The sequence below is a fragment of the Sulfurospirillum sp. HTRB-L1 genome, from assembly GCF_059415125.1.
The window spans coordinates 45,293-58,620 of record NZ_JCAHZR010000007.1 but is presented as its reverse complement, the minus strand read 5'-3'; the positions used below and the strand labels follow the sequence as shown (position 1 = coordinate 58,620).

General features: G+C 46.0%; 16 protein-coding genes. All 16 read right to left on the bottom strand.

Going from position 1 to position 13,328, the window contains the following annotated elements:
• Position 1: 1 nt before the first annotated feature.
• The 16 genes from AC5SLM_RS11520 to AC5SLM_RS11445 all read right to left on the bottom strand — a co-directional run bounded on the left by AC5SLM_RS11520 (position 2) and on the right by AC5SLM_RS11445 (position 13,290).
• Entirely contained in the window at positions 2–2,329 is a 2,328-nt protein-coding gene (locus AC5SLM_RS11520) for a PD-(D/E)XK nuclease family protein (RefSeq protein ID WP_495251109.1), read from the bottom strand.
• Between the two features lie 42 nt (positions 2,330–2,371).
• Positions 2,372–2,884, bottom strand: a complete 513-nt coding sequence (locus AC5SLM_RS11515; protein ID WP_495251108.1) for a FixH family protein — start codon at positions 2,882–2,884, stop codon at positions 2,372–2,374.
• A complete protein-coding gene (locus AC5SLM_RS11510) occupies positions 2,865–3,485 on the bottom strand; it encodes a TPM domain-containing protein (protein ID WP_495251107.1) in 621 nt (206 codons plus the stop codon). Before AC5SLM_RS11510 ends, AC5SLM_RS11515 begins: the two co-directional genes overlap by 20 nt.
• 105 nt (positions 3,486–3,590) lie before the next feature.
• On the bottom strand, positions 3,591–3,803 hold the full coding sequence (locus tag AC5SLM_RS11505; protein ID WP_495251106.1) for a DUF4006 family protein: 213 nt from the start codon (positions 3,801–3,803) through the stop codon (positions 3,591–3,593).
• 9 nt (positions 3,804–3,812) lie between these two features.
• Positions 3,813–4,667, bottom strand: a complete 855-nt coding sequence (locus tag AC5SLM_RS11500) for a cbb3-type cytochrome c oxidase N-terminal domain-containing protein (RefSeq protein ID WP_495251105.1) — start codon at positions 4,665–4,667, stop codon at positions 3,813–3,815.
• 37 nt (positions 4,668–4,704) lie between these two features.
• Positions 4,705–4,902, bottom strand: a complete 198-nt coding sequence (locus AC5SLM_RS11495; protein WP_495251104.1) for a cytochrome c oxidase, cbb3-type, CcoQ subunit — start codon at positions 4,900–4,902, stop codon at positions 4,705–4,707.
• Positions 4,903–4,911: 9 nt separating this feature from the next.
• A complete protein-coding gene (ccoO, locus tag AC5SLM_RS11490; RefSeq protein ID WP_495251103.1) occupies positions 4,912–5,577 on the bottom strand; it encodes a cytochrome-c oxidase, cbb3-type subunit II in 666 nt (221 codons plus the stop codon).
• 14 nt (positions 5,578–5,591) lie between these two features.
• Entirely contained in the window at positions 5,592–7,058 is a 1,467-nt protein-coding gene (gene ccoN / locus AC5SLM_RS11485) for a cytochrome-c oxidase, cbb3-type subunit I (RefSeq protein ID WP_495251102.1), read from the bottom strand.
• Positions 7,059–7,191: 133 nt separating this feature from the next.
• Positions 7,192–7,875, bottom strand: a complete 684-nt coding sequence (locus AC5SLM_RS11480; protein ID WP_495251101.1) for a response regulator transcription factor — start codon at positions 7,873–7,875, stop codon at positions 7,192–7,194.
• A gap of 29 nt (positions 7,876–7,904) precedes the next feature.
• Positions 7,905–9,122 carry a PAS domain-containing sensor histidine kinase gene (locus AC5SLM_RS11475; protein ID WP_495251100.1) on the bottom strand — a complete coding sequence of 406 codons (1,218 nt, stop codon included), beginning with the start codon at positions 9,120–9,122 and terminating at the stop codon, positions 7,905–7,907.
• Positions 9,122–9,796 carry a sulfite exporter TauE/SafE family protein gene (locus AC5SLM_RS11470; protein WP_495251099.1) on the bottom strand — a complete coding sequence of 225 codons (675 nt, stop codon included), beginning with the start codon at positions 9,794–9,796 and terminating at the stop codon, positions 9,122–9,124. The genes AC5SLM_RS11475 and AC5SLM_RS11470 overlap by 1 nt, the downstream gene beginning before the upstream one ends.
• A 21-nt stretch (positions 9,797–9,817) precedes the next feature.
• Positions 9,818–10,948 carry a glutamine-hydrolyzing carbamoyl-phosphate synthase small subunit gene (gene carA / locus AC5SLM_RS11465; protein ID WP_495251098.1) on the bottom strand — a complete coding sequence of 377 codons (1,131 nt, stop codon included), beginning with the start codon at positions 10,946–10,948 and terminating at the stop codon, positions 9,818–9,820.
• Entirely contained in the window at positions 10,945–11,499 is a 555-nt protein-coding gene (locus tag AC5SLM_RS11460) for a DUF507 family protein (protein WP_495251097.1), read from the bottom strand. The genes carA and AC5SLM_RS11460 overlap by 4 nt, the downstream gene beginning before the upstream one ends.
• 61 nt (positions 11,500–11,560) lie before the next feature.
• Positions 11,561–12,301: a DUF4126 family protein gene (locus tag AC5SLM_RS11455; protein WP_495251096.1), complete on the bottom strand. Its 741-nt coding sequence runs from the start codon at positions 12,299–12,301 to the stop codon at positions 11,561–11,563.
• Positions 12,302–12,355: 54 nt separating this feature from the next.
• Positions 12,356–12,868, bottom strand: coding sequence for a MotE family protein (locus AC5SLM_RS11450; protein ID WP_495251095.1), 513 nt, complete (start codon positions 12,866–12,868; stop codon positions 12,356–12,358).
• Positions 12,865–13,290 (bottom strand): flagellar export protein FliJ, encoded by a 426-nt coding sequence (locus AC5SLM_RS11445; RefSeq protein WP_495251094.1) that lies wholly within the window; start codon positions 13,288–13,290, stop codon positions 12,865–12,867. Before AC5SLM_RS11445 ends, AC5SLM_RS11450 begins: the two co-directional genes overlap by 4 nt.
• Positions 13,291–13,328: the final 38 nt, after the last annotated feature.

Below are 13,328 nucleotides of genomic sequence, written 5' to 3'. Positions count from 1 at the left end.
CCTACCCCCTTGCACACAAATGCACATAAGGACAATAGGTACAATGTGCCAATTTTTCGGTTTTTTCAAAGGTGCCAAGATGGCGGTGCGCCTCCAAAATCGCCACAAGTTGCGCGAGTTTTTCTTCCATCTTTTCCTCCTCCACACACGCCCCTTGCAGGACATCATAATACCCCACGCGTACCACCTCTCCAAGGGTCGAGGCAAGTAAAAAATAAAACTGCATTTGAAAATCCACCATGTTTTGGGTGCTTTTTGGGCCACTTTTTAAGGTAGTTCCTGTTTTATAATCAAGCACTTCAAGCTCCCCCTCCACATGGCGGTCGATGCGGTCAATAGCCCCCTCAAGCCGCACACCCCCAAAGGTTGTCTCAAGCCGTTCTTCTAATTTCCACGGACGCCACCCTGCAAGATAACGTTCCGCTTCGTTGGCACAAAAGCTTTTAAGCCGTTCTTTCCAGACCTCTTTTTCCAAGCGCCACAGGGTGCTTTTTCCAAATGCCTCCTCTACCGCTTGTGCCACAATCTTGGTATTAAGCGCCTCAGAAGCGCCAAATTGCCCATGGGCACACGCCTTTTCCAAGCTTACATGTAAGGCTTTTCCCACCTCCATGGGTTCTAAAATATCCGCAGGGAGCAAAGGCTCGGCGATGTGTTGCACGTAGCGGTAATAGTACCGACGCTTACATGTAAGGAGGGTTTTTAGGCGCGTTGCCGAGAGGGGTTTTTCAAAAGGGTCATGCACCACCTCCACCTCTTCTTCCTTCCTTGCGCGCGCGGGCACGTAAGGCATAAGCAAGCGCCCAAGGTGCCCATCGTAGGTTTTTTGCGTTGCATTAAGGGCGTGCAAAAAACGCGAAGGAAGCTTTGCTTCGTTGGACACATACCCAATGGCCACGTAAGAAGCGTTGGTAAAAAGGCGTAGGTAAAAATACCGCTGCAATTGCTCCCTGTCTTCTTTATCTGGCAAGCCCGCATGGTGACGCACGATTGAAGAGAGAAAGAGGTCTTTTTCACTGCGTCTTGGCACAAGGTCATCGTTAAAATCTGGCACAATCACCCCCCGATACGCCACGCCACGCGTCTCCAAAACCCCCATAACCGTCACAGGGCCGCCTGTAACATCATCCACCCGCAAGCCCTCTAAGCGGCGCAAGAAAAGGGTTAAAACCTCTGCAAAAGACAACGCAGGGGCGGCGACTAATACCCGCTCCATACACCCAAGCGCTTCGTGTACTTGTTCTTTTACTTGGGGCGATTCTTCTTCAAAGGTGCCTACCATGGAAACAAAGGTAGGAAAATCTACCTGTTTTTTCCACCTTTTTTTCCATCCTTCCAAAGCACTCTCATCAATCCCCAAGCGCGCGATTCTGTGCTTGCTCTCTTGGTTTGATTGGCTAATGGCTTGGCGCATGGCACGAAGACGCACCACGAAAGAAAGGGCTTCAAAGGGTTTACCCATGGCATAATTAAGCACGTATTCGCGGTCGTACAAGCGCAACAATGGGACAAAAGACTCATCTGGCAAAACCACCGCAATCTCTTCGGGCTTTAGCCCTGCTTGCATAAAGCGTGCGACAGAATCAAACACAAACCCCACTTGCAAACTGCGCGAAGGCAGGGGCGAAACACTAAGGGGAGGCAAAGAGGGGGCAACGCCAACAACGCGCGAGACCCACGACCCTAGCGTTACTTGCACCACTTCTCCTTGGGCTATCTTGACCCCTTTGTCTTGCACATAACGCAAAACTTTGTGGTTATAAGGCGTAGCAACCAGCCTTACATGTAAGGGAACTAACCGCCCAATTTCCTCAAAAATCCGCCATTCAAACCCGCTAAGATACCCTTCTAAATGCAGGGTAATTTCTTTACATGTAAGCACAAAGGTTTCATCCACATGGGCGCAGGTTGAAAAAGTGATGGCATCGTACAATCCCCGTGCCTCCAAAGCATTCACATAATTTTCACGCACCTTTGCCAAGAGGGCCAAATGCTCGCTAAATTGGGCGTACACATCCGCCCCTTCGAGGGCTTCTATCCCTTTTTCTTCCGCACAAAGCTCTTCAAAAAAACGAAACAAGTAGGAAGCGTTTTTCACAAAAGCCATGAAATGTTGGGGAATATTGAGTGCTTCAAAGGCGTCAAAGGTGACGGCTTGTTGCATCAGCAAGAGGCGCATCTCTTCTTCTGCTTGTACCCTTCCTTCAACAACCAAAGCTTTTTTAAAAAACTCGGCGATGCTCATTGCTTTGGGGAGTAAGGTGTCTTGGGAGGCAAACGTGGCATAAAAAGAGCGAATGGCGCGGTTTGTGGGAAAGATGTGGATCATGGGCTCACTTTCTTAGGATAAGTGAGCCATTGTAGCAAAAACTTACTTGCTTGCAAACACCTCATGGGTCGCAAACCCTTCAAATTCTCCAATCTGAATCTTTGTCAAAAGCTGCCAACGTCCCGGCTTGTCTAGCACCACAGGGCCAAAGAAAAACGTACCATTTTCGGCTTTCGTGGCTTCCATCTCTTGGTTAAAAGCATTCGTATCAGGACGCGTTAACAAAAGCGTAATATGTGCCTCTTCCACAGGCAAACCGTCCGCTTTGCGAACCACTTGCAAGGGTAGGCGCGTTGCCTCGTCCATCTCAACCCTCAAAAGAGGATGCTTTACTTCAAAATGTCCGTCAAATACCTTTTGACCCGCACGCAGTTCGTTAATGCTTCCATCCACATGGTCGTATTTGGAAAGGTACGCTTGATCAAACTCCACAGGATTATCCAAGGCGATTTTAACCGTCCAACCGCACGCAACAAAAATGAAAATAATTGCGCCAACAATGGCATGAGGCCAAAGGTTGAGTTCTTTTTTTTGTTTAGGGGTTGCTGCTTGCATGTTTGTATTTTCTCCTTCGATAGAATCCTAGTAAAATAGCCCATGCTAGCGTAGCATACACTATAATCCGTACGATATTGAGGGTGTTTTTATTGGTGCTACCAATGGCATTTTCTAGCGTGATATCTTGGGCACTTGCAATTTGCTCCACAATATCCGCATACCCATTAAGCATACCTGCTGTGTAGTTATCGCTTCCCTTTTTAGTCGTTAACAAGGGCAAAATTGTCCCTGTCCACGGGTAGGGACTCAACACTGCATCTTTATCAAAAAAAGCTTCCGTGCCACCCGAAGTTAGGATGTTTACTTGCTTGTCTTCTTGGGAAAGCATCAAGATAACATACGGGGAAACCAGCCTCTCTAGGAGCTCTGATTCCACCTGTGCCATCACTTTACCACCCAAAGACTTCACCGCAACCGCGTAAACGCTGATGCCACTTTTTTGGCGCAGCTCCTCCCCAAGGGCATTCATCTTCTCAACCGCCCGCGCTCCGATAATCTCTTCATTAACAAGGACCATGGAGGCGTTTAGGGCGCCATAAGAAAGGGTTAAAAAAAACGCAGCCGCCCAAAGGCGACTGCACCATGTACGTAACTGCATTAACCGATAAACAATGCGTTAGGAGTGAGTACTGCCCACGCACAAATAATGGCGGTGATAATCAGTCCCACTGTAATGATTTTATCCATATGTTCTGCCATGACACTACTCCCTTATCACTTTAAGCTTTGCATTGTCTTTGTCAAACATTTTAATCGCGGATGGATCGGTGATGACATAAGGCTTATCTGCCACAGATTGCTGCGCTACGATGCCCCACCATGTCAACCCCACCAAAATGCTAATGAGCAACACGGTTGCAATCAACATTCCAGTGATGCCATGTATTGAAAAAATGTGTCTGTTTGTATTTTCCATTGCTACTCCTTATTTGCTCAAAGACAGTATGTATGTGCCAACGGCCAATTTTTGAACGTCTGAGAGTCGACCATCGTTAAAGGCAGGCATATCGCCAATATCACCATGTTTTCCACGGTTTAGCACTTCAACAACGAAGGCTGGCTTGCCATAGACAGTCAAATCAGGCGACATATTGTCCATCCCTTTTCCATCTTCCCCATGGCACGCGGCGCATGTGGGCCAAAGGGCTTCGCCCATGGCAACAAGGCTAGCATCTGCCCCCTTGGCCGTCTGGGAAATCTCTTGGGTCATGTAGGCTGCCACTGCTTTTGCACTCGCTTCATCCAGTAATCCTCCAGGCATTTCACCCAGCGGATAACCAAGGCCTTTTCCCCCGTTAAGAATCACATCAACAATAGCTTTTTCGCCACCCCATTGGGTCAAATCGGTTGCTTTATTGTCCATGCCATCTGCGGTAATCCCGTGACACGGTGCACATTGAACCAAATACACACCCTCGCCCATCCCCATGAGCGTTGCGTTGTCAGGATTGGCCCATTTTTGCTCAAACCGAGCATTGTGCGCTTGCACTTCTTCATTGTATTCCCCAAGTTGAGAATAGGCATTAAGAGGATACCCCACCAAAAAGTACCAAATTGTCCAAACGATTGTTAATAAAAAGACGATAGCCCACCCAAAAGGAAGAGGATTTTTGTATTCGCCAATCCCATCCCAATTGTGCTCAATTAGCTCGCCCCCGCTTTTTTCGTCACGTATTTGTTTTAGATATTTTCCTGCAACGAACAGCGTAAACAAAACAATCGCCGCTGAACCTAGCAGTGTCAGCACGTTGATATTGTCACTTAAATTAAACCATTCCATTCTTACTGCTCCTCTTTGTAGTTAGCGCTTTTGGCGTTTATTTGGAAAAGGACTCAACGGGCACATCATAGATTTCATCTTTGAGTGCGATATCAGAATATTTTTCATAACTCTTCCGCCCTGTTTTTTCAGACTTGTACATGTGATACGCATACCCGTACATCGCAAAAACAAGAAGGATAGTAAACGCAAAATACCCGTACCCAAGAAGTTCTTTCAGTGTTTCCAATTCCATTTTTATGCCTTATTTTAAGCTATTCATGTAAGCGATAATCGCCACAATTTCTTTGATCTCACCACGCTCAAAAGCATCTTTAACATCTTGGTTTCGCATGTTATCGACAACCCCTTTTGCTTCAGCAAAAGCCTGTTGCTTCGCCTCTTCCCATGTACCAAGTGCAGGCATTCCTTCTGTGTCGTAAGGCACATTAAACACTTGCTTGATGGTGAAAGCTTCAGCATAGGCTGTTTCAATGTCTGCATTGTTTTTAAACATATGTTTGTATGCAGGCATAATAGACGCTGGAACAACAGAAGTGGGATCCCACATATGGTTTTCATGCCAATCGGTTGTTCGGTAATTTCCTACACGCATAAGGTCAGGCCCTGTGCGCTTGGAGCCCCAAAGAAAAGGACGATCATAGGCAAACTCTCCACTCAAAGAGTAGTTACCGTATCGGTCTGTTTCAGATTTGAAAGGTCGAATCAGCTGTGAATGGCACGCATTACAACTGTCTTTAATGTACGCATGACGGCCAGCAAGTTCAAGCACGGTGTAAGGCTTGCGTGTTTCCACAGGACGTGCTTGTTCTGCAAACTGAGGCACAATTTGCACAATCCCCGCGTAGGCAATCACAACAAAAACGGCGACGGCGAAAAAGAAAGGGTTTTTCTCTAACCAGCTAAACATAATCCATCCTCCTTTTACGCTGCCATGGGCGAAGCATTTTGAGGTTCTCGCTCAAGCGCTTTCCCAGCAGTCATGGTTTTGTACATATTGTAAGTGAAGATGAAGAAGCCAACAAGGTACAACAATCCTCCTGTTGCCCGAATCACATAATAAGGGAACAACACCGTCACTGTATCAATGAAAGAATACGCAAGGTTACCAAATTGGTCTGTGGCACGCCACATCATCCCTTGGGTAATTCCTGCAATCCACATGCTTGTAAAATAAAGTACGATACCTGTAGTTTGAACCCAAAATTGGATTTCCATGAGTTTCTTACTGTAAAGCTCGCGCTTAAACATACGCGGCGCCATATGGAACATCGCTGCCATGGTCATAAACCCAACCCAGCCCAAGGTACCATCATGCACGTGACCTGGAATCCAGTCGGTAAAGTGCGCCAACGCATTGACAGACTTAATAGACAAGATAGGCCCTTCAATGGTACTAAACATGTAGAATGTAGACGCTAGAATCATAAACTTGATAAGGGGGTTAGATTTTAACTGTCCCCACTCCCCTTTCATGGTTAAGAGCATGTTAATCGCACTACCCCAAGAAGGCAAAATCAAAACAATAGAGAAGATGGAGCCCATGGTTTGCATCCAATCAGGCACCGTAGAGTAGATAAGGTGGTGACTTCCTGCCCACAAATAAACAAACATTAAGCCCCAAAATGAAAGCAAAGAGAGTTTATAAGAGTAGATAGGTTGGCCTGATTCTTTTGGCAAGAAGTAGTAAATCTGCGCAATGATTGCTACGGTAAAGACGAAGGCAACGGCGTTATGTCCGTACCACCATTGTACCATCGCGTCATTGGTGCCTGCGTACATGGAAACCGAATGGTACCAATTTCCCATACCTGAAACAAAATAGGTAGGTACGGCCATGTTGTTAAACAGGTAAAGCATCGCCACACCCAAAAAGGTAGCGATAAAATACCACAACGAAATATACAGCGCTTTTTCGCGGCGAATCCCGATGAGGCCAAACATGCTCACACCCCAAAGTACCCACACGACAACAACACCAATGTCTAGTGGCCACTCAAGCTCTGCGTATTCCTTGGAGGTTGTTACTCCCGCGAACAACGACACAACAGCAACGAGCATCACCACCATATAGAGCCAAAAGTGAATCTTTCCGATACGCATCAAAAACGGCGATTCGGCCATGGAAACCTTTAACACCCGCTGCCCAATGTAGTACCAGGTGGAGAAGATACCCGCGAGCATAAACCCGAAGATAACACCACTGGTATGCAAGGGGCGCAATCGACTGAACGTACCATACTCACCCGCGAGGTAGTTCAGTTCTGGAAATGCCATTTGATAGGCAATCAATACACCAATTACCATACCGATGATTCCAAAAAGAATGGAAGCAAACATGAACAGTTTGGCAACTGTGTAGTCGTAGTTCAATGCACTGCTTGGTTGCATTAAATTCCTCCTGCTAAGATTTTTATGTCACGCAAATATCACATAATTCGAGAAGTATAAAACAACTTTGATACAAGCAAGCTTAATAAGATTAAATTTGTGTTAAATTATGTGTGTAATGTTTAGATTTATTTCACGTGTCAATTTTGTAGCCAAGGCCAGGAACGTTTTTAATAAACCCTTTGCCTGTCTTTTCGCGCACACGCTTAATGAAGGTACGAATCGCAGCGTCACTGACGTTTTTATTTGACCACACAGAACGCTTAATCTCTTCGTGCAGTACGAAGGTCCCCAAGTGCTTCACTAAAAGTGAAACAAAAAGCAGTTCTTTTTTCGTCAATCCTATGTCTTGATTTTCATACACAAGCACCCGTTTTGACTTATCAAACTGGTACCCCTTGCCTATGTCAATCACTTCGCTTGTTGCAAACCGTTCTTTGGCTACATGTAAAAGCGTTTCCATGAGCTCATCGGGGTCTATGGGTTTAATGAGGTACTTATCCACCCCTACATCAATCGCCTTTAGTAGTCGCTCTTTTTCGCTAAAAGCGCTCAGGATAATCACAGGGGTTTCTTTGGAAATGGCCTTAATGGCTCTGGTCATGTCCAACCCGTCTACGATAGGCATCGAAATGTCCGTTACTACAATGTCGGGTTTGTATTTTTTAAATTTTTTCAAGCCGTCTTCCCCGTCTCGGGCTGTAATCAGCTTTGAAAATTCATCGCCAATGGCACTTGAAAGCGCTTCACGGATGTCATTTTCATCCTCCACAAACAACACGACCAGGCTTTTTAAATTGCCAAACTCTACACTCATGTACAACTCCTCAACGCGGTGATAATCTATTATTCTTCTAATCTTATCGGAACTTTAATATTGAAACAAGCTCCCTCGCCAGCATTGAGCACTTCAATGCTTCCCTTCATGCTGTTTTCAATAATCATTTTACTCATATACAACCCAAGGCCCGTCCCAAGACTGGCTTGTTTGGTTGTAAAATAGGGTTCAAAGATTTTTTCTAAAATCTCATCCTTGACTCCGCCTGCGTTATCCCGCACGCTTAGCATCAAGGTTCTTCCATCAAAGCGCGCAATATGAATATCAATGTACTTTTGCTCGCATTGGCTTTCCAAAAAGGCATCTTTAGCATTGGTGATAAGGTTGATGAGCACTTGAATAAGTTCACTCTTAAACCCATTTATCAACACCTTATCCTCAGAAGTAACACGCACCACAATTTGCTCACTTTTAAGGGTTCCTTTGAGCATAGCCAGAGCATCTTCTACCACAGCATTCATGTAAAAATCTTCGCGCGGTTTATTGGGATTAAAAAAATTCCGAAAATCTTCAATGGTTTGGGACATTTTTTTAATCACCCCTTTCCCGTGCTCATAGGTTTCTAAAAAAGCGTGCTTGTCTTCTTGCCCAAAAAGCTTTTTGAGTTTGTACAGGTCAATCCCAAGCTCCGAGAGCGGTTGGCGCCACTGGTGCGCGATATTGCCAATCATCTCTCCCATGGAGGCAAGGCGTGCTTGGCGAAACAATAAGCGCTCTTTTTCACGGTTTTTGGCCACTTCCTCACTCACACGCCGCTCCAAGTTGCGGTTTAAATCTTTAAGTTGCATGGTTTGGGTTTGTACGCGCTCTTCTAAGGTGGCATTGAGCTGTTCAAGCTCCTCTTCCTTGCGCTTTAGGGCTTCTGTTAACACTACCGTATCGGTCACATCGTAACGGATTGCGATAAATTCTTCAATCTTGCCCCGCACATTAACCATGGGAATCACGGTTGTATTGACATAAAACGTCGTACCATTTTTTGCTTGGTTTTTAACGGTGGACTTGTAGACCTTCTTGGCCAAAATCGTATCCCAAAGCTTTTTGAAGGTTTCTTTGGAGACATCAGGGTGGCGCACAATATTGTGGTTAGCCCCAATCAGTTCTTCTTTGGAGTAGCCTGAAATACGGCAAAATTCGTCGTTAACAAAGGTAATGATGCCATCAATATTGGTTTTTGAAACAATATTGCTTGTTTCAATTGCCTCTTGGTATTTTTTGAGCTTCATCACATCCCTTGTGTTGCCATAAATCCCATATAGCTCATGTAAACGCCGTATCCCATAATCAGCACACTGGCTATTTTAATCATCAATTCTCGAAAATGGCCGCCCTTTAAAAACCCGACCACGTACCCAAAACCAAGAAGTGCAGGAACGGTCGAGAGGCCAAAAATTGCCATCACCACCCCGCCCCAAAACCACGAAGCCGTTGCCACGGCCGAGACAGCAAAAAAATAAACCAACCCACAGGGCAAAAACCCATTGAGCATCCCAAGCCCGTAAAAGCTCCCCAAGGAAGGGGTATGAATCAGCTTAGAAAAAAGAGTGCGCACATACGGATGGGACGCCAAGGAAGATTCAAGAGAGGTCAGGAACCTGAGTTTTCCCATCAAGGAGAGGCCCATGAGCACCATCACAATGCCCACACAAAAATAGAGGTACCCTAAAACCACTGGGGAAAAAGCAATCACACTGCCCATAAACCCAAAAATCATCCCTAAAAAAACATACGATGTCACCCGCCCAAGGTTGTAAACAAGGTGGGCAAGAAGCTGCGAAGGGACTGAAGCACTGGGGTTTATCTTGGCACTTGTGTAGGCCACAACAAACCCGCCACACATCCCAATGCAGTGTCCTAAACTCCCAAAAAAAGCAACACCAATGATGGCATATAGACTCACTGCATCGATAGGATACTCCTCTTAGAGTCGTTCAGCAAAGGTTTGAAAAATATACTTGCTCTCGTGTGGTCCTGGGCTTGCTTCTGGGTGATGTTGCACAGAAAAAATAGGCGCGTCGTTGTACTCAAGGCCCTCGATGGTGTTGTCAAACAGGTTCATGTGTGTCACCGCAGCAATCTCACAGACAGAATCTGGCACGTTGTAATTATGGTTTTGTGCCGTAATCTCAACAATCCCACGCGTGCTGTGTTTAACGGGGTGATTGCCTCCGTGTTGACCAAATTTAAGCTTGTAGGTTGGGTGGCCATGGGCGATGGAAAGCAGTTGGTGGCCCAAGCAAATACCAAACATCGGTACCTTAGCAGCAATCAGTTCTTGAATTTGCGCAATGGGTTTCGTTAAAATCAGCGGATCCCCAGGGCCATTAGAAAGAAACACACCCGCAATCTCTCCTGCTTTATAACGGGCAATCAACGTTGCGGCTTTACATGTAGAAGGAACGACCTCCACCTCAAACCCCACTTCACAAAGTTCGTTTAAGATATTGCGCTTGACACCAAAATCGATAGCAACAATTTTTTTACCAAGGTGGTTGGACGCTTTTTTGTAACTAAGCGCAGTATCATCCCACGCTCCAAAAGCATGGACATACGCTTCTTTGATACTCACTTTTTCAATATAATCCACCTCTTCAATGCGCGGCGCACGCTCCAAAAGACGCTTAAGCTCTTCTTTGGAAGAAATTTCCGTCGAGGCGATCATCATCTTTGGGCCCCCATCGCGCACCATTTTGGTCAAATAGCGCGTGTCGATATCACAAATGCCAAGGGCGTCTTGTGCTTCTAAAAAATCGGGCAAAGAAGCAGAAGCTCTAAAATTGGATTCTTGCGTGTTTATCTTTCGTACCAACATACCCGAAGCATGCACCTTGGCACTTTCCATATCGTCCTCATTGGTCCCAACAATCCCAATCTCTGGCATGGTAAACACTACAAACTGCCCCGCATAACTTGGATCGCTCATGATTTCTTGGTACCCACTCATTGAGGTGTTAAAAACCATTTCCCCAACACGTGTGCCCGAAGCACCAAAGGCTTTTGCTTCCAAATACACACCATTTTCCAGATAAATCCATGCGGGCTTTAAACTCATTGCAACATCCCCTTGCGTCGTAATTCTTCTTCATAGAGTCGCTCAAATACCAGTTCATACTCTTCGGAACCCGGAACAAGCTTGCGCTTGTAGTGGCTGATGCGCTCAATCACCACATCTTCAATACCTTCAAAACTTTTCAAATAACTCTCAATGGCATTGTAAATAACATTTTTTACACGGTTTTCTGAGACAGCATACTCAAGCAATCCCGCTTTCCACGCGGACTCCAAAATGCGGTGTGCCACATCGTTGTAGCGGTCTTCATAGGAAAGAATCACACCGTACTCTTTTGCCAGTTTTTTCTTCACCAACCAAAACATATTGCGGCGGTCCACTTGCATAAACTCAATATCATCTTCATTTTCTTCTAGCACTTCGTTTACCCGCTCTTCAAGTGAGAGCTCTTTTTGGACATCTTTAGCTAAAAATTCTTGTGCTAATTTCACCACTGACTCAAGCCCAGAAGTGAGTGTCACGAACCCGCAATTGAGAAGATCTATAGCGATTTTACTGGCGATATAGGGGGTATGAGGCATTCGGATTTTCATGATGTCACCTTCGGTAAATTTTGGCCAATTTTACCCAAAGAAAGGTAAATATCTGTTGAGACTAAGGGGAGGTGCGGAGGATTTTTTCCTTTTCTCTATCGTATTCTTCTTGGGTTATGGCGCCAATATCACACAGGTGTTTAAGTTTTTCTAGCGCAGCATACGGGCTCTCTTTGGCTTGCGAAAATTCCTTTTTTCCAAGCCCCAACATGCGCCCTATTAACCCAAAAATGCGCTTGATGCCACGCACCATTTTGGGCAACGCCCACGCCATTATTCCGATAAAAACAAGCAACAATACCAAGAAAAGTGTAGGATGGTAAAGCGCCGCCCACAATCCTGCAAACACCAGCATGTCTTCCCCAACAGAAGCACCCCAGTTGCTAAAAGGTTCGGGTGAGGCATTAATCAGCACCCGAGCGCCTGCCTTGGTTGCATGGGTAGACGTCGCCATACCCCCGCCTACAATCGCCGCGGCGATGGCCATAGCAGGTGCTACTTCTCCCACAGCCCCTGCGGCCAAAAGTGCGCCTGCGGGAATGCGCACAAAGGTATGGATGGCATCCCATGCCGAATCCACACCAGGGGTTTTATCTGCCACAAATTCTACAATATACATCAGTCCTGCTGCCCCAATAACAACAGGATTAGCAAGCACTTCAAGGCCAGGAGGTAAAGCCAAAACCCCTTGGGTTGCCCCGATACCCAATACCAACAGTGTCGCATAAAGATTGATGCCGCTCGCCCAAGAAGCACCCATCGCCAAGGCTAGCGTGTGAATGAGTTCGTTGTAGTGTTCCATGGCGTACTCCTTTGTGTGGTGGCGCTAGTAGATTTTCCCCTACCCTTTTTAGACTTAGCGAAAGGGAGGGCCTTGGCTTAGCAAGGTTGTCACTTCCGAAGCTACAGTAGGGTTCATTTTTGCTAGGATTTGCGAAACTTTTTTAGGGGGCAAGGTAAATAAAATCTCAGCTGCCTCTTGGCGCGTGAGGGCTTCTAAAATCCCCGCGGCGGCGTTGTCTTTCATTTTATTGTACGTTTCTCGCAGTTTGTTTTCTTTTACCCCTTGAATGGTCGCTAAAATTTCCTTATTGGCTTCCACCATAGCGGCGATGGACGCTTCTTTTTCGGCAATTTGCGCAAGCGCTTTATCCACACGCGCTTGTTCGCGCGCAAGGGCTTCTTCTTTTTGGGTAAAAAGCGTGGCAGTGGCGGCTCTTAGGGCTTCAAAAGATTGTTTGGCTTCGTCGATAAGCTCCACTTCCCGCTGTAATTCGCTCTTGCGTTCTTCAAAAATCTTCGTACAATCTGCCACTTGGGCAAACAGGCCAACATGAAGCGCAATCACCACGCCTAGTATTCGTTTCATCGCGCTTTTCCTCCTAGTGCATACAGTTGCAACGCCACCTCATCCAAGGTAAGTTGCTCCTCTTTTTTTAGCCGTTTTAGCATTGTTGAGTATTCTTCTTCTTCGAGGTATTTGATTTTTTCAAAATCCCGCCTCGCTTCTTTGTAGTGGTAAAGGCATTCATTGATTTCAGATTGTGCGTTTTCAAGGGCTTCAATAAACATCTGCTTTTGCCGGTAGAGCCGTTGCCCCAAGGCCTTTACATGTAAGACATCGTGGAAGGTTCCTTGGGAGGGAAGAGATTGTCCATTGAGTGCTTCTTCGATGGAAGCAATCTCTTCTTTAATGCGGGCTGCCTTGGCGCGCGCTTCCATAAGCGCAGCTTCCTTGGCCTCTAGGAGTTGTTTTTTAACTTTGGCAATAGCGTTAAACTTTCCTTTCATTCACCCGTCTCCCTTGTCTCTCCAAAGGTGCCAACAAG